Here is a 15702-nt window from a genome sequence, read left to right on the forward strand (position 1 = left end):
CGTCATTCCCGAGTGGGGTTATCGGGAATCCACCTTGGCATTGACCTGCAGCAGCCTAAAACCACAGGTCAACATGGATTCCCGCTGAGGGCCTGCGGGAATGACAACAGCGCCTCGGAGGGCTGGGGCGAGTTATCGTCAGGCATTTATTAAGAAAAACCCCACCTTCAGTTGAAGCTGGGGCTTTTTGTTGGCCGCTGATAATGTTTTAAGCGCATCAAGCAGATAAATTATCGCTACTATTCTCACTACTTAGAAAGCATTAGACAGAAAGTGCTATGATGCGGCGATTAATGGGGGCATTTTCTTTTGAATATATGTTCACTTATGACATGAAATTACTTTAGAGGTGAAAGGGTGAGTGAAACAGTACCCACGTCGTGGCTTGTCTATTGCCGCCCAGGGTTTGAAAGTGACGCACTTGCTGAAATGCAGCACCATGCTAAGCAGCAAGAGGTAAGTTGCGAAGCTGCGCAAGGGGAAGGGTGGGCGAGCTTAACGCGCTTGGATGACGAACCTATTAATGATTTGCATCGTAAAGCGGCATTTAAGCGGCTTATTTTTGCTCGTCAAAGTTTAGCCGCTATGCCAGCTCTAACATTGTCCCGAGACGATCGACTTACTGCTATTCTAGATCAGGTGAAGGCAAGCCGGTGGAGTTTTGAAGAAATCTGGCATGAAACGCCAGATACTAATGATGGCAAAGCATTAGCGGGCTTAATTAAAGCGCTGACAAAACCATTACAGAGTATGTTAAAAAAACGTGGTGCCCTGCGCGGTAAAGCAGGGGCTCGTCGGCTGCATATTTTCTGGACAGATGGCGATCGTGTTCAACTGGGCATGAGCTTTCCTGATAATCGGAGTGAACTGCTTAATGGTATTCGCCGGTTGCGTTTTCCTTCTCGAGCGCCAAGCCGATCAACGCTGAAGTTAGAAGAGGCATGGCATGAATTTATTCCCCGAGAAGAGTGGGATACGCGGCTTTCCGCCCACATGCAGGCAGCAGATCTAGGAGCCGCCCCAGGTGGCTGGACATGGCAGTTAGTGCAGCGTGGTATGTATGTTTATGCCATTGATAATGGGCCAATGGACAAGCAGCTAATGGCTACAGGGCAGATAGACCATCTTAAAGAAGACGGTTTTGTTTGGGAGCCGCCGCAACGAATGGATTGGCTAGTTTGCGATATCGTCGATAAGCCTGTGCGCGTGTTAGCAATGGTAGAAAGGTGGTTAACTCGCAAATGGTGCCGAGAGGCAATTTTTAATCTAAAGCTACCTATGAAGAAACGCTGGGATGAAGTTACTCGCTGTATTAACACCCTAGAAGAAGCGTTGGAAGCGGCGGGTGTGAGGGCTAAGATCACGTGTCGTCACCTCTACCACGATAGGGAAGAAGTGACGGTGCATGTGAGGCTTGATCACTAATTTAATGGCGCCTTAATTTAAGGGCAGCTAAGCTAGCGTCACAGTGTTAACAGCCAGGCTCGTATACACGAATTGTTTCGTCTTCTGTTAATAGAGGTAGAATACGTTGCATGGCCGTTGCACGTGCGTCACTTGAATGCCACTCTTTCCAAGCGCGAAGATCGCGCCATTTAGTAATCATAAGGCGGCGATCAGTATGGCCGAGTTCAACAAGTGTTTCACCACCGACAAACCCTCGCACGCCGAGTGAAACACGCATAGCTTCGCGGGCAGCTAGTTCATACTCTTCTTCCAGGCCAGGCATAATACGCCGTTCAATGATTACTTTGATCATGCTGTCTGTTTCCTAAACGAGATTGTAGATGACTGATAATACGTATGACCCATGTGCCTTTGATACATCGTTAGACACTACGGGGTTATATTGCCCTGAGCCAATCATGCTGATGCATAACAAGGTGCGTGACATGACGCCTGGGCAGGTGTTGAAAGTAATAGCAACCGACCCTGCTACGACGCGGGATGTCCCAAAATTTTGTCAATTTTTGGGACACCAACTGTTGCAGCAAGATGAGTCCGGTGACCATTATGTGTATTTTATTCGCTTAGCGTGACAATGTGCAGCTGTGCGAGGCTAACCCTCCGAGATTCGGTTTTGGTGGATCGCCTCGCAAGTGTTTATTTAAGATCATCCTCTTTGTTTGGAACAACCATCATCGCCAGAGCTTCCAATGTCGCAGGGTCTTCTTCCATTATGCGGCTAGCAATATGGCGTTGAAAAAAGTAAACCGTGCGATGTCTGGAATGAGCATCATAAAGGCATTTATCTCCAAGAAGGATGGGGGACATCGTAGCTTGTTGCTCATCGGCAAGTACTGCTTCAACGCTGCCATCGCTATAGAGACGCCATCCGTAGACCTGCTTCATATTCCAAGGTGCGTTGGGATGATTCATGCACAAAGCATGAGTACCAAGAGTATCTGGAAGTTGCTGGATCAGTGTGATCTCCCCAGACGCTTCATATTCGAAGTAGCTAGCGGATGCAGTCAGTTCATCGTATTTGTGGTCGGGGGGGAGGGCAAAAATCTCTTCTGTTTCTGGATCACGGTAGCCAATAAATTGGCCATTTTCATGACTGTCAAGTTCGTGACAAGCAGCGAGTGTCTCCATCCACGGGACCAAGCCAATCACGTTACCATTCTCTTGTAGCCCCCAGGCCAATACAGGCAGGCCGTAATACGTGTCGGGACTCGCAGCGAGCTGGTAGACCATCTCTAAGCCATCTAGCTCAGGTGCTAAACGGATTAAACATTTCTGCGCCTGCTGACGCTGACGCACGGTTTCCAGGTCGATGACCTGGGCAGAGCGGGGTGACAGGGTTGCGCCCATAATGTCCCTCCTTGTGCTGCGTGGTCACGACATCGGTGAGTAGCGTATGCTTGCCCACCACTTAGTTCACCAATAGCACAGGTTGCTCAGAAGGTTAAGAGGGTATGTGATTTTTAATTATCAGAACAGCGATTAAATTGATCTCGTAGCGCTTGGTGTTCAATTTTTACTCGTTGCAGTTGCTGCCAGGGAGCCTGTGGATTGCGCAGTGACAACCAAGTGTTCTGATAGTTTTTAACCGCTTCTGGCGGCGTTATTTCGTGAATATTAATTAGTTGATTAATCGCCGTCAGCCACTGTAAAGAAATTTGTTCGACAGGAGCAAGCCATGCTGGAAAATCGTCCTGCAAGCATACACTAGCTTTTGGCTGCGTTGACTCGAGAGCTTCATTGGCTTCTGTCAGGCGTTGGTAGGCAAGTAGTACAGTCCTTAATACTTCTGCTGTTAACGGGCGCTCTTGTAATGTCTTCAGGTGGTTTTCAAGCGTCGCAGAATCTTGTTGCCAGTTGCTGTTGAATTGGTGAACTACCATCTGTTCAAGATAAGCCACCGCTGCTAAATGCTTATTGATATTGGGTAGGCTGGCACTATCTAAAGGATCGCTAGCTCTGGAAAAGCTTTTTTCCCACTCTTCGGAATCAAAAATGGCATTCCAACTGACCGCTGGAAGCTGCTCAGTTTTGAGTTCAGTTAACTGGGCTAATCGAGCTTTATTGTCATCACTTAAGCTGTCAGGCACGTCGCTGTTCCAGCAAGCACTTAAGCGTTGCCATAATTCACGCTCATATAGCCACTGTTGGCTAGGGGGAGCGACACGACCTAATTGATTGTTCCTTGCTGCGATGAGTGATGTTATCTGACACTCACGTAATGCATATACGTTGAGCATGCCTTCACGGGTTTCTGGAATATCGAATAGTCGCTCTCGACGTTCAGGAAACTCACCAACATTAGATGGAGAGTAACGCTCAATAGTAGCAATTGAAAGATCGCTGGTAAGCTGTTGGTGATACTCTATCCAGGGTTGTTCAGCACTACTATTATTGCAGCCCGCGAGGAATAAGCTGGCACTAACGGCCAGCCATAACAGACGTTGTGGGTAGGGTGTCATTGATTACTCCTGTCGACTGATCCACGTTAACCGCCAAGCAAGTAATAGTGCGGCCGTGCTGAGTCCAGCAATCAGGCCTATCCAGTAACCGTGCACACCCATTGGTTCTGACAGGTTACCAATCCCATGAGCTCCTAGCCAGTGACCACCGCCTAAACCGACAATCCAATAAGAAAGCACCGTGATAACCATCACAATTCTTGTGTCTTTATAACCTCTTAACGCCCCTGCCAAGTTGACTTGAAGTGAGTCTGAGAGTTGGAAAATCACCGCTAGGGATATGATAGTAAGTGCTAGTGCTTGAATGTCAGCATTAGAGGTGTACAGCGAAATCACCGGTACCGCGGTAACCCACAGCAAGGTACTGTTAATGGCGGCGACAATAACGCTGATGACAATACCGTTCCAAGCCACGGTACGTGCCATGGCGAAACGCTGTTGGCCTAATGTATTACCTACACGTACGGTAAGTGCCATGCTTAATGACATAGGTAGCATAAACAGAATCGTCGTGAAGCTTAGTGCGATTTGGTGAGCCCCTACTGTGACCTCTCCAAAGCTGGCAATAAACAGGGCTATTAACGTAAATAGTGTCACTTCGACAAAAATGGCTACCCCGATGGGCACGCCCACCACCACAAGTTCGCGGATACCGGATAGCTTTGGTGGCGTAAATGTTTTCCAAATAGAAACACTACGGTAGGTGCGGCCTTTACGGGTATAGAGCGCCATCGAAACGGCCATTGTCCACATTGATAGTGCAGTGGCTATGCCACAGCCGAATGCACCTGACGCAGGCAGTTGTTGCAGGCTGCCGGGCAGCCCGTTACCAAATAAACTAACAAGTCCGTCACCACCGTAGATAAGCAAATAATTGCTAGGAATATTAACGGCTAGTCCTACTAAGCTTATCCATAAGGCGGGGCGGGTGTGGTTCATACCATCTGAGAAGGCTCTAAGTGCCTGAAAAAGAGCAATTCCCGGCATACCAAAGGCAACGGCAGTTAGGTAGGCAGCAGACTCGCGTGCGACTGCAGGAGGCACCTGCATAAGCTCGAATATCGGTGTGACGACTGTCCACAGCAGCACAGCTGCAATAATCCCGAGCACTAATGCAACCCACAATGCCTGGTGAACCGCAGGACGGATGTCAGTATTTCGTTGGCCACCTAACAGGTGCGCCACAATAGGGGTAAGGCCCATTAACGTGCCGGTCATAAACAGCATCAGCGGCATCCACAGGCTTGAACCAACCGAGACTGCAGCGAGATCAGTGGCGTTGTGTCGTCCGGTCATAATAACGTCGACCACACTCATACCCGCTTGCGCTAACTGAGCACCGCAGATGGGTAACGCTAACGCTATTAACGTGCGTGTTTCTGGCCAATAAATCGATTTGGTATTGCTAGTAAAGCCGCCCAAGGTGTGGTTCCTATTCAGCAAAGAGACCTAAGAAAAGCCTTTAGAATAGCAGGAGTTACTGTTGTTTCGGTAGCCATTTAGTAAGCAGGCTATTCTTTGGTTCGCAGGTGCGCTACGGGTATACTGTGAGGATTGGGCATTACCCATCAATAGATTATGTGAAACAGTTGGTGAATTGGTTCTATGGTGAAAAATAAACAGCAGCACTGGACGCTTAACGATATTACGGCGCTATTTGATGGTGTGTTTTTTGAGCATTACCAGACACGTTTGATCAGGGGCGGAGACGAGCCTGTTTATCGCCCTAGCAACGTTGATACGCCATATCACCAAGTGATTTTTGCGCGCGGTTTTTTCGCCAGTGCTTTGCATGAGATTAGCCACTGGTGTATTGCTGGTGAAAAGCGTCGACAGCTGGAAGATTACGGTTACTGGTACCTACCTGATGGACGCGACGCACAGCAGCAACTCGCCTTCGAAAAAGCGGAAATCGCACCACAGGCGCTGGAGCAGCTGTTTACCCACGCCTGTGGGCGCACGTTTCACGTAAGTGTGGATAACTTGGGTGGGAACGTTGAGGTGGATCGTGAGGCATTTGCTAACAGCGTCGCCGCCAAAGCTAACAACTACTTGGAAATCGGGCTGCCGCTGCGTGCCAACGCTTTTTTAGTGGCGTTGACACACTATTATCAGCACCAAGCGACTCTGGCACAGGCCGTTAAGCAGGGGCTGGAAGCACTGGATGTTGTATCGCTCGAAACGGCTTAGTCTTTTTCGGTAAGTTGCTTGTGTAGCGTCAGCATGACCTCAATTTCATGTTCAGGCCGCATCGGCTCGAACCCTAAATCGTTAAACGTATCGCTACGCAGGCGGTGCCACTGATTTGCGCTAATTGTTTCATAGAGCACTTGTGCAGGTGCTAGTTCCACAAAAGGGTCAAGACCGTAAGTATCAAACAGACGGGCTAGCGCTGCTTCATCTTCACCATTATCGCTAGTGTACAACGTAGCTGAAAAGTGATCGGTTTCTAATTCACGTATGACATCTAAAGGACTGACGCCCAGACTTTCCAGCTCTTCAATGCTGTAAGCCCCCATCACGTTGGTATCTTCAGTGATCCAGCTGTCGTCAGGTTGAATAAGGGTCTGCTTAATACGCCCATCGGGTAACGACCAGGCAATAGCCAGCGGCAAGCCGTCTTCTTCGCCCGTCTCAATGGCAATAAATCCTGGGTAATCAGCCACGCTGTGCTCCTTTTAAGTTTCCGCATCAAGGCGAAAAAAACGCTGGGCAGTTCGAGTGGTTGCGGCCCCCAGCTCGGTTTCAGTCACGTTATGCCACTGGGCAATCTCTCTGACAATCCATGGTAGCAAGGCTGGCTCGTGACGGCGCCCTTTCAGCTTTGCTGGAAGGTTGCGGGGTAGTAAGTAGGGGCAGTCGGTTTCCACCATGAGCCTTTCTAAGGGAATATCCTTCACGATTGAGCGAAGGTGGTGGCCTCTGCGCTCATCACAAATCCAGCCGGTTAAACCAATATGAAGATCTAAATCAAGATAGCCGTGGAGTGTCTCTCGGTCAGCGGTGAAACAGTGAATAACGGCTTCGCTGATATCATCGCGCCAGCTATGCAGTATCTCACGCATTCGCTGTCCAGCGTCCCGCTCATGTAAAAAGAGCGGCAAGCCACTTTCAATGGCGAGCGCCAGCTGAGCCTCAAACGCTCGTTCTTGCTCAGCAGGTGTCGAGAAATTGCGATTAAAATCCAGCCCACACTCTCCAACGGCAACCACTTCGGGTTGTTGGTGCAGTGCTTTCAACTGGTTCGCCACATCGCTATTCCACCCGCTAGCATCATGCGGATGAACCCCCGCAGTGGCATATATGCCAGGGACCTGCTGAGCCATCTTAACGGCTAGCTCAGCATGTTCAATATCAGTACCCGTCACGATAAGAGTTGTTACATTAGCCGCTTTTGCTCTGGCAATGACATCTACTAAATCGCGCTGAAAACTTTCATGAGTCAGGTTAGCTCCAATATCGACTAAGGGAGCACCGGAACGAAATTGCAGCGCTTCTGGTAAAAAGCTATCCACAGCACTTGTTGTCAAACGTCATACCCTCCAGCGCCAATTAAATAATCGATAACAGCCAGGCATTCGTCAATGGGTTAGCTAGCTGCAGAACACTATTGTAACGCCGGTAAGTAACAACAACTAATGGTCTGGCTTGGTTGAGTAGCTTAATCGAATGGCATGAATTGCAAAAAAACTGGCTCGAAAGGTAAACAGCAATGCGGTTTTTACTCTTAACATGAAGATGCAGTATGCAATAAATCGGGCTAAAGGCTCTTTTAATAACAACAATAGACGGGTGAAAAATATGCAGCTATCACGTCATTTCGCTATTTCTACACTAGCAGCGGCGGTTATTGCCGCTGGCTATGCACCCAGCGTGGCCGCCAATGATGGTATTTCAGATAATGAGATTCGTATTGGCTATCTGGCTGATATGTCAGGCGTTTATCGTGATCCGATAGGGCCGTTAGGGCAAGATGCCATTGAAATGGCGATTGAAGATATGGGTGGCAGCGTCCACGGCGCTGAGGTGGTGGTCTTTAGCGCGGATGATCGTAACAGCCCAGATGTTGGCTCAAGCGTTGTGCGCGAGTGGATTGATGAACGCAATGTCGACATGGTCACGGGGCTAGTGGCGTCATCGGTTACTTTGGCAGCAGTAGGCTTGCTAGAAGATGCGGATAAACTTGGTTTGGTAAATGGCGCTGTTTCCTCTAGCGTTACTAACGAACACTGCTCTCCCAACCATATTCACTGGGTATATGATACCTGGGCGATGTCTAACGGTACGGCCAAAGCCATCACTCAAGAAGGCCATAAAAATTGGTATTTGCTCAGTGCCGACTACTCATTTGGCCATGCGCTTGAAGCAGATGTTGAACGTGTGGTCACTGAAAATGGTGGAACGATAGTCGGTAGCGCGCGCCATCCCTTCCCGAACAACGATTTCTCCTCCTTCATGCTGCAAGCCCAGGCTTCGGGTGCTGATGTAATTGCCCTCAATAATGCCGGTGGAGACACCATCAATGCCGTACAAACGGCTGGCGAGTTCGGTATTACCCAAGCGGGTCAGATTCTAGCGGGTATGGTGCTGTTCAGCACCGATATACGCAGCATTGGTCTCGAAAATGCCCAAGGGCTGCAGTTCACCAAAGCATGGTATTACGACTTAAATGATGAGACCCGTGCGTGGGCAGAGCGTTTCCGTGAGCGTACCGGCAGCATGCCTACCATGGTACACGCAGGTCTTTATTCCAGTACCCGCCACTACCTAGAAGCCATTGAGGCAACGGGAACAGACGATACGCAAACTGTTCGTCAGCAGATGGTCGATACCCCGATTAATGACGTGTTTGCAACGGGCGGCTATATCCGTGAGGACGGTCGTATGGTGCATGACATGTACCTCGTGGAAGTAAAAACGCCAGAAGAATCTGTTGATGAAGATGATCTTTTCAGAATTGTGCGCACTATTCCCGCCGAGGAAGCGTTCCGGCCACTGTCTGAAAGCGTCTGCCCACTCGTTAACAAGGGATAAAACGCTGACGCCTTATCAACAAACATAACAATAAGGACTTGGCATGGAACACATCTCTACCATTCACCGTAATACGATTGGCGCTGCGTTAAATCGCAGCGCCCGAAAATATTCTGACCAGCTTGCGCTAACGTTTGGTGAGCGAACATGGAGCTATCAGTCGCTTAATGACGCTGCTAACCGAGTGGCCAACGGCTTGTTAGCGGCCGGTCTTTCGCCTGGAGACCGGTTGGCGGTATACGGTAAAAACTCAGATGCTTATGTCATCGCCTGGCTTGCCTCCACCAAAGCAGGCTTAGTACATGTGCCTATTAATTTCGCGCTAAGTAGCGACGAGCTGCGCTATATCCTTGAGCAATCTGGGGCGAAAGGGCTGCTAAGCGATATCGCATTAGCTGGCAAAGTAGAGGAAGCAACCCAAGGATTAGCATTAACGGTCAGTGGAACCCTGCATGCTGATCAACAAGGTAGTCAATCAGGCAGTTTCGATGTTTTAACTTGTGTACGTTCTTCGCCATCAACAAGTGAACCAGCGGTTGCTTTAGAGGGAAGCAGTCTTGCACAGCTGCTCTATACCTCTGGCACAACGGCAGCACCTAAAGCGGCAATGATGAGCCATCAAGCGCTGATGGCAGAATATATGGCCTGCATGGTGGAGTTGGATATCAAGGGAGGCGACGCCATGTTGGCTGCTCTTCCGCTTTACCACTCTGCACAAATGCATGTGTTTTTAATGCCCGCTCTGCTACTGGGTGCTCCCGTTCACCTGCTGGAAGCGCCGCTGCCAGATAGCTGCCTCGCGGCCATTGCCGAACAAAAAATCGTATCGTTTTTTGCACCACCCACGGTGTGGATTAGCTTGCTGCGCCATGCTGACTTTGATCAGTTCGATTTGACTACGCTCAAGAAAGCGTACTACGGCGCTTCAATCATGCCGGTGCCTGTTTTGGAAGAGATGCAGCAGCGTTTCTTAGGCGTGGGTTTATATAACTGCTATGGGCAGAGTGAAATTGCTCCTTTGGCAACGGTGTTACGCCCAGAAGAGCATGCTGAACGTCCCGCATCGGCGGGGCGGCCGATACTTACGGTAGAAACGCGCATTGTTGATTTGGAAATGAACGACGTTGCCCCTGGTGAGCACGGTGAGATTGTTCACCGTTCGCCGCAGCTAATGACGGGCTACTGGGATAAGCCTGAGATGACCGCTGAATCGTTCCAGGGCGGCTGGTTCCATTCTGGCGATGTGGGCTACTTCGATGAAGCTGGCTACTTATATGTTGTGGACCGGATTAAAGACGTTATCAACACGGGGGGAGTACTGGTAGCCAGCCGTGAAGTGGAAGAGGCGCTGTTTAAGCACTCGGCCATTTCGGAAGTGGCGGTAGTGGGGCTGCCTGATGAAAAGTGGATTGAAGCGATTACCGCCGTGGTGGTGCTGAAAGAGGGGCAAGCGGTGAGTGAGGATGCGCTTATCCATCATGCAAAAAGCTTGATTGCACCCTACAAGGTTCCTAAACGCGTGGTATTCGCAGAGACACTGCCAAAGAGCACCGCCGGTAAAATTCTTAAACGCCACCTGCGCCAAGACCTAAAGGAGTGAGCATGGACGAGCAAACACAGGCGCTATTTCATGACATGATCTCCCGCTGCTTAGCGCAGGAAGTGACCCCTTTCTACGAACAGTGGGAAGCGGCCGGTGAAATACCACGCTCTTTATGGAAAGCGTTGGGTGCCGCTGGCCTATTGGGGATTGACCTTGATGAAACCTATGGTGGCTCCGGTGCCGATATTGCCATCACCCAACTGGCACTGGAGGAGATGTCTCGGCAAGGGTTTGGTGGGCTAGCCAGCGCTTACAATATTCACGCCAATATTGTCATGCCTTACCTGCAAAATTTAGGCACTGATGAACAGCGCGAAACGTGGCTACCCCGCATGGCAAGCGGTGAGTGGTTGGGAGCGATTGCCATGAGCGAGCCTCATGCTGGCAGTGACTTGGCAGCCATGAAAACCCGTGCCACCAAAACAGCCGATGGGTGGATGCTCAACGGCAGCAAACTGTTTATTACCAATGGCCAAGTAGCAGATCTCGTGATTGTCTGTGCAAAAACAGACCCCAGTGCCGGTGCAAAAGGGGTCTCACTGTTTTTGGTCGATACGTCACTCCCTGGTTTTTCCCGTGGTAAGCCAATTAAGAAAATTGGCCAGCACGCCAGCGATACAGCAGAGCTGGCATTTGATCAGTTGCATCTGCCAGCGATCGCACTGCTAGGGGAAGAGGGCGCTGGGTTTCGCTATCTCATGCAAGAACTTCCCCGGGAACGCTTAGGCGTAGGTGCCCAAGCGCTTGGCGCAGTAGAGGGCGCGTTGGCATTAACCCTTGATTATGTCACCCAGCGTCACGCATTTGGCCAGCGCGTGGCCGATTTTCAAAATACCCGCTTTACGCTGGCTGAGATCAAGGCACAGCTGGATGTCGCGCGAGCCTACTTTGATCAGTGCGTTAATAAGTATCGTCAGGGCACGATGACAAGTACCGATGCGGCGATACTCAAATTACAGCTCAGCGAGCTTCAGTGTCGCGCTGTTGATCGGTGCCTTCAGCTGTTTGGCGGTTATGGCTACACCCATGAATACCCGATTTCACGGTTCTATTTAGATGCACGTGTACAGACGATTTACGCCGGTAGTTCTGAGATTATGAAAGAAGTGGTCGCACGCTCGCTGTTGGGCAAAGTGGCTTAAGCTTTTTTAAGCCCGTTTCTTAAGCTCTTACCTGCCGTGTGCCATTACTAAGGAGAGACTATGCAGCTGGATAGCGTTGTGATTGTAAGCGGTGCTCGCACCGCCATTGGTGGGTTTGGTGGGTCCCTCTCATCTTTCGCACCCCATGAGTTAGGCACCATCACGGCCCAGGAAGCACTACGTCGTGGGGGCATTACTGGCGCTGATATCGACCACTCGGTGTATGGACATATTATTACTACCGGCCCCGAAGATGCCTACCTTGCCCGTCATATCGCACTGAATGCGGGCGTGCCGAAAGAAGCGGGTGCTTTTAATGTTAACCGGCTATGTGGTTCCGGCGTGCAGGCGGTGGTATCGGCGGCGCAGCAAATCGCGCTGGGGGACAGCCGACTGGCATTGGCGGGTGGGGCTGAGTCGATGTCACGAGGTGCTTATCTACTGCCGCCCCAAGCACGCAATGGCATACGCCTGGGCGATGCCAATATCCAAGATCTTACCCTCGGCATTCTTAGTGACCCCTTTGGCAGCGGGCACATGGGGATGACTGCTGAAAATATCGCCAAGCAGTATGGCTTAAGCCGCGAGCAGCTGGATCAGTTTGCGGTGGATAGCCACCGTAAGGCGGCTAAAGCCATTGCAGAAGGGCGTTTTGACGAGCAAATCGTGCCTGTTGAAGTGACAAAAGGTAAGCAGACGGTTTCCTTTGCCCGTGATGAACATGTGCGTGAAGGCGTTGAGTTAAGTGATCTAGCCCGGCTTAAATCGGCCTTTAAAAAAGAGGGAGTAGTAACGGCAGGAAACGCCTCGGGGATCAACGACGGCGCAGCGACCTTGGTGCTGGCGCATGCCGATGAAGCACAGCAACGCAATTTAACGGTGAGGGCGCGACTTCGTGTGGCAACCACCGCCGGTGTGGAGCCTTCGTTAATGGGGCTAGGACCAATCCCCGCAGTGAAACGCTGCCTCCAACAGGCAGGGCTGACGATCAATGATATTGATGTGATTGAGTCCAACGAAGCGTTTGCAGCACAAGCAATGGCGGTTGCCGACACGCTAGGATTCCCATTGGAAAAACTAAACCCGAACGGCGGTGCGGTGGCGCTTGGGCATCCTGTCGGTGCGACCGGTGCTATCTTGATCCTGAAAGCCTTGCATGAATTGGAGCGATGCCAGGGCCGCTATGGCTTGATCACGCTGTGTATCGGCGGTGGTCAGGGCATTGCGTTGTTAATCGAACGCGAGTAACAAACGGTTTCCAATAACAATCGACAGGTGTGTTTTATGTCTACGATAACGCCAAAAATACTTCCTTCTACGCCGTCAGCGACGAACTCGCCTCTGTTAATCAGAGACTTGCTGGAGTCTGGTGTTCGAATGGCGGGAAACAATCAGATTGTTTATCGAGACCAGAGCCGTCATGACTATCGGCGTTTTCGTGAGCGGGTACACCAGCTTGCCCATGCGCTCACCGCACAAGGGGTTCAGGCAGGTGATGTGGTGGCGGTGTTGGACTGGGACAGCCATCGCTATTTAGAGTGCTTTTTCGCCATTCCCATGATTGGTGCCGTGCTGCATACCGTCAATGTGCGTTTGGCACCTGAGCAAATTCACTACACGATGGAGCACGCTGAAGATGTCTTTGTGCTGGTGCATGAGGATTTCGTGCCGCTATTAGAACCACTTGCTGACCAACTACCTAACATACGCGGTTATCTGCTTTACCAAGAAACGGCTAGCACGGTTAATACGTCGCTGCCGTTAGTGGGGGAGTTTGAAGCGCTGTTAAGTGAGCAGCCAACTAATTACGAGTTTCCTGTGTTTGATGAAAACGCAGTGGCCACGCTGTTTTACACCACAGGCACCACCGGCAACCCAAAAGGGGTATTTTTTACCCACCGCCAATTAGTCCTGCATACACTCGGTGAAGCTAGTACCTTCCAAGCACCGGGCTTTGAGTTGCTCAACCGTGACAAGGTATATATGCCTATCACGCCGATGTTTCATGTGCATGCCTGGGGCGTGCCTTACACCGCCACCTTGATGGGAGCGACCCAGGTATATCCTGGCCGCTATGAGCCGGAAATGTTGGTGAAGCTGCTGGTAAACGAAAAGGTCGATTTTTCTCACTGCGTGCCAACGCTGTTAAATATGGTGGTGAGCGCTGAAGCCGTTGCATCGAAAAAAATTGATTTAACCGGTTGGAAGGTGCTGGTGGGCGGAAGTGCGCTTACTCAGGCGTTGGCCAGCCGTGCTTGGTCACTCGGAATCGATACGCGCAGTGCCTACGGCATGTCAGAAACTTGCCCACTATTAACGGCCGATATCTTACCTCGGGATGTCACAGAAGCTAATTTTGAAGAACAGCTTCCTTGGCGGTGTAAGGCTGGTTTGCCCGTGCCTCTGGTGAAGTTACAGGTGGTTGATGCCAATGGAGAATCGTTACCCCATGATGGTGTTAGCGTGGGAGAAGTGCGTGCCCAGGCGCCTTGGCTAACCCAAGCTTATTACAAAGAAGAGAAGCGCAGTGAAGAGCTTTGGCGGGATGGCTGGCTTCATACCGGTGACGTTGGTTCGATTGATGAGCATGGCTTCCTGACTATTAGCGACCGTATCAAAGACGTTATCAAAACCGGCGGAGAGTGGCTCTCTTCGCTAGAAATAGAAAGCTATATCAGCCAATGCCCAGGCGTGGCGGAAGTGGCGGTGATTGGCGTTGCGGATGATAAATGGGGCGAGCGGCCGGCGGCACTCGTCGTCCCCAGCGATGTAAATAACCCACCCACGGCAGAAGACGTGCAGAATTTTATGGAGCAGTTCGTAGAGCAGGGCAGTATCAACCGATGGGGCATACCATCGATGATTCGCTTTGTAGATGAAATTCCTAAAACCAGTGTGGGTAAACTGGATAAAAAACGTATTCGCACTGAGATCTAAACGCTAGCGTTTAATGCCCGCCGTTTGAGCCTTTCGGTAGGCGGCGGGCGAGTTCCCTGTCCACTGTTTGAACGCTCGGCTAAAACACGCTAGGTCTTCAAAGCCCAGTTTTTCTGCAATTGTGGTCAGTGGTTGTGTGCTGCGAGTGAGTGCTTGAATAGCATAGTCGCGACGGTATTCGTCTTTAACCGCTTGGAAATGGGTACCTTCAATTTTCAAGTGTCTTGAGAGTGTACGAACGGACATATGGACAGCATCTGCGACATGTTGAACAGTACATGAGGTGGGTAAGTGGCGGCTAAGGTGTTCGCGAACACGATGGGTGATCAAGCGATCCTCAAAAGAGACATAAAACCAATCCGCTGGAGCACGCTGTAAAAATGCGCCCAAATGCTGTTTAGTTTGACGGATAGGATGGTCTAGAAACGTTTTATCAAAATAAACAGCCGTTTGTGGTTGGTCAAACCTTACTTTGCCAGGGTAAAAGTAGAGGTAGTCAGCGCTGTGGGCGGGTTGGTCGTAGCCACATTCCATTAGAATAGGTGGAATTTTGCGCGCTATCATCCATGAGGCGATACCGTGAAAAAGCTTCAACATTAGCTCATGAATTAATATTCGGCTTCCTTGAAGTGGCGCATGTTCTTCTAGCGCCATGCGGGCCAACTCACCTTCAATCGTAAAGCAATAGCTAAAATCATCTAACAGAATGCGGAAAAACTGCGTATAGCGGTGAAGCGCAATCTGCAGAGTGGGCGCGTCTAGCAAGCTTAGGCACAGTAGCTTTAGCGTTCCACAGCGTAGCGGCCTGGAGAAAAACCCCGGTGTTTCATCATCCAACTCAAGGGCCAGTAAGCGGTAAAGCTCGGCAAACTGCTCAACCGTGACCCGCCCATTAGGCGCGCTCAGCAGAAAGGGAGAAATCCCTGCCTGTTCTAAATAACGGGTAGGAGCGAGTTCGGTGGCAGGTAAACCACATAATAGCTCGTTCACAAAGTGCATTGAGACGGTAACAGTCACGATGTCAGCCCTAAACGTGTAGCTTGGCACTACCTTGTTATTA

At 50.5% G+C, this 15702-nt stretch carries 15 protein-coding genes; 8 read left to right on the forward strand and 7 right to left on the reverse strand.

Annotated features, from left to right (window positions below; all coding sequences use genetic code 11):
* Positions 1 to 357 precede the first annotated feature (357 nt).
* Positions 358 to 1425, forward strand: a complete 1068-nt coding sequence (rlmM, locus tag CR46_RS0100005; protein WP_030068832.1) for a 23S rRNA (cytidine(2498)-2'-O)-methyltransferase RlmM — start codon at positions 358 to 360, stop codon at positions 1423 to 1425.
* A gap of 46 nt (positions 1426 to 1471) precedes the next feature.
* On the opposite strand, the gene CR46_RS0100010 is transcribed toward rlmM, so the two are convergent.
* Positions 1472 to 1759 (reverse strand): antibiotic biosynthesis monooxygenase family protein, encoded by a 288-nt coding sequence (locus CR46_RS0100010; RefSeq protein ID WP_009724920.1) that lies wholly within the window; start codon positions 1757 to 1759, stop codon positions 1472 to 1474.
* Positions 1760 to 1787: 28 nt separating this feature from the next.
* Between CR46_RS0100010 and tusA the strand changes: the two genes are divergently transcribed.
* Complete coding sequence (gene tusA / locus CR46_RS0100015; protein WP_030068839.1) at positions 1788 to 2039, forward strand: sulfurtransferase TusA; 252 nt, start codon at positions 1788 to 1790, stop codon at positions 2037 to 2039.
* Positions 2040 to 2103: 64 nt separating this feature from the next.
* Here the strand turns inward: tusA and CR46_RS0100020 are convergent, their stop codons facing one another.
* From CR46_RS0100020 to CR46_RS0100030, 3 genes are all read right to left on the reverse strand, one after another.
* Positions 2104 to 2814: a hypothetical protein gene (locus CR46_RS0100020; RefSeq protein WP_030068841.1), complete on the reverse strand. Its 711-nt coding sequence runs from the start codon at positions 2812 to 2814 to the stop codon at positions 2104 to 2106.
* A 113-nt stretch (positions 2815 to 2927) separates the two neighbouring features.
* Positions 2928 to 3926: a DUF3080 family protein gene (locus CR46_RS0100025; protein WP_030068843.1), complete on the reverse strand. Its 999-nt coding sequence runs from the start codon at positions 3924 to 3926 to the stop codon at positions 2928 to 2930.
* Between the two features lie 3 nt (positions 3927 to 3929).
* The gene (locus tag CR46_RS0100030) at positions 3930 to 5348 is read right to left on the reverse strand and encodes an MATE family efflux transporter (RefSeq protein ID WP_030068846.1); all 1419 of its coding nucleotides are present in this window, start codon (positions 5346 to 5348) and stop codon (positions 3930 to 3932) included.
* A gap of 183 nt (positions 5349 to 5531) precedes the next feature.
* Here CR46_RS0100030 and CR46_RS0100035 point away from each other — a divergent pair, with 183 nt between their 5' ends.
* A complete protein-coding gene (locus tag CR46_RS0100035) occupies positions 5532 to 6116 on the forward strand; it encodes an elongation factor P hydroxylase (protein WP_030068847.1) in 585 nt (194 codons plus the stop codon).
* On the opposite strand, the gene CR46_RS0100040 is transcribed toward CR46_RS0100035, so the two are convergent.
* Both CR46_RS0100040 and CR46_RS0100045 read right to left on the reverse strand, forming a co-directional pair.
* Complete coding sequence (locus tag CR46_RS0100040) at positions 6113 to 6592, reverse strand: hypothetical protein (protein ID WP_030068848.1); 480 nt, start codon at positions 6590 to 6592, stop codon at positions 6113 to 6115. The genes CR46_RS0100035 and CR46_RS0100040 overlap by 4 nt on opposite strands.
* Before the next feature lie 12 nt (positions 6593 to 6604).
* A complete protein-coding gene (locus CR46_RS0100045) occupies positions 6605 to 7456 on the reverse strand; it encodes a TatD family hydrolase (protein WP_030068849.1) in 852 nt (283 codons plus the stop codon).
* 271 nt (positions 7457 to 7727) lie between these two features.
* Between CR46_RS0100045 and CR46_RS0100050 the strand changes: the two genes are divergently transcribed.
* Genes CR46_RS0100050 through CR46_RS0100070 form a run of 5 tightly spaced genes read left to right on the forward strand, consistent with a single transcriptional unit; the run spans position 7728 to position 14642 of the window.
* Positions 7728 to 8960: an ABC transporter substrate-binding protein gene (locus CR46_RS0100050; RefSeq protein WP_030068850.1), complete on the forward strand. Its 1233-nt coding sequence runs from the start codon at positions 7728 to 7730 to the stop codon at positions 8958 to 8960.
* 43 nt (positions 8961 to 9003) lie between these two features.
* A complete protein-coding gene (locus CR46_RS0100055) occupies positions 9004 to 10560 on the forward strand; it encodes a fatty acyl-CoA synthetase (protein ID WP_030068851.1) in 1557 nt (518 codons plus the stop codon).
* A gap of 2 nt (positions 10561 to 10562) precedes the next feature.
* Positions 10563 to 11705, forward strand: coding sequence for an acyl-CoA dehydrogenase family protein (locus CR46_RS0100060; RefSeq protein WP_030068852.1), 1143 nt, complete (start codon positions 10563 to 10565; stop codon positions 11703 to 11705).
* 60 nt (positions 11706 to 11765) lie between these two features.
* A complete protein-coding gene (gene bktB / locus CR46_RS0100065) occupies positions 11766 to 12953 on the forward strand; it encodes a beta-ketothiolase BktB (protein WP_030068854.1) in 1188 nt (395 codons plus the stop codon).
* Between the two features lie 36 nt (positions 12954 to 12989).
* Positions 12990 to 14642: a fatty acid--CoA ligase gene (locus CR46_RS0100070; protein ID WP_030068856.1), complete on the forward strand. Its 1653-nt coding sequence runs from the start codon at positions 12990 to 12992 to the stop codon at positions 14640 to 14642.
* A 3-nt stretch (positions 14643 to 14645) separates the two neighbouring features.
* Here the strand turns inward: CR46_RS0100070 and CR46_RS0100075 are convergent, their stop codons facing one another.
* Positions 14646 to 15659: an AraC family transcriptional regulator gene (locus CR46_RS0100075; RefSeq protein WP_030068858.1), complete on the reverse strand. Its 1014-nt coding sequence runs from the start codon at positions 15657 to 15659 to the stop codon at positions 14646 to 14648.
* Positions 15660 to 15702: the final 43 nt, after the last annotated feature.

The organism is Vreelandella neptunia (genome assembly GCF_000712975.1).
Lineage (GTDB): Bacteria > Pseudomonadota > Gammaproteobacteria > Pseudomonadales > Halomonadaceae > Vreelandella > Vreelandella qaidamensis.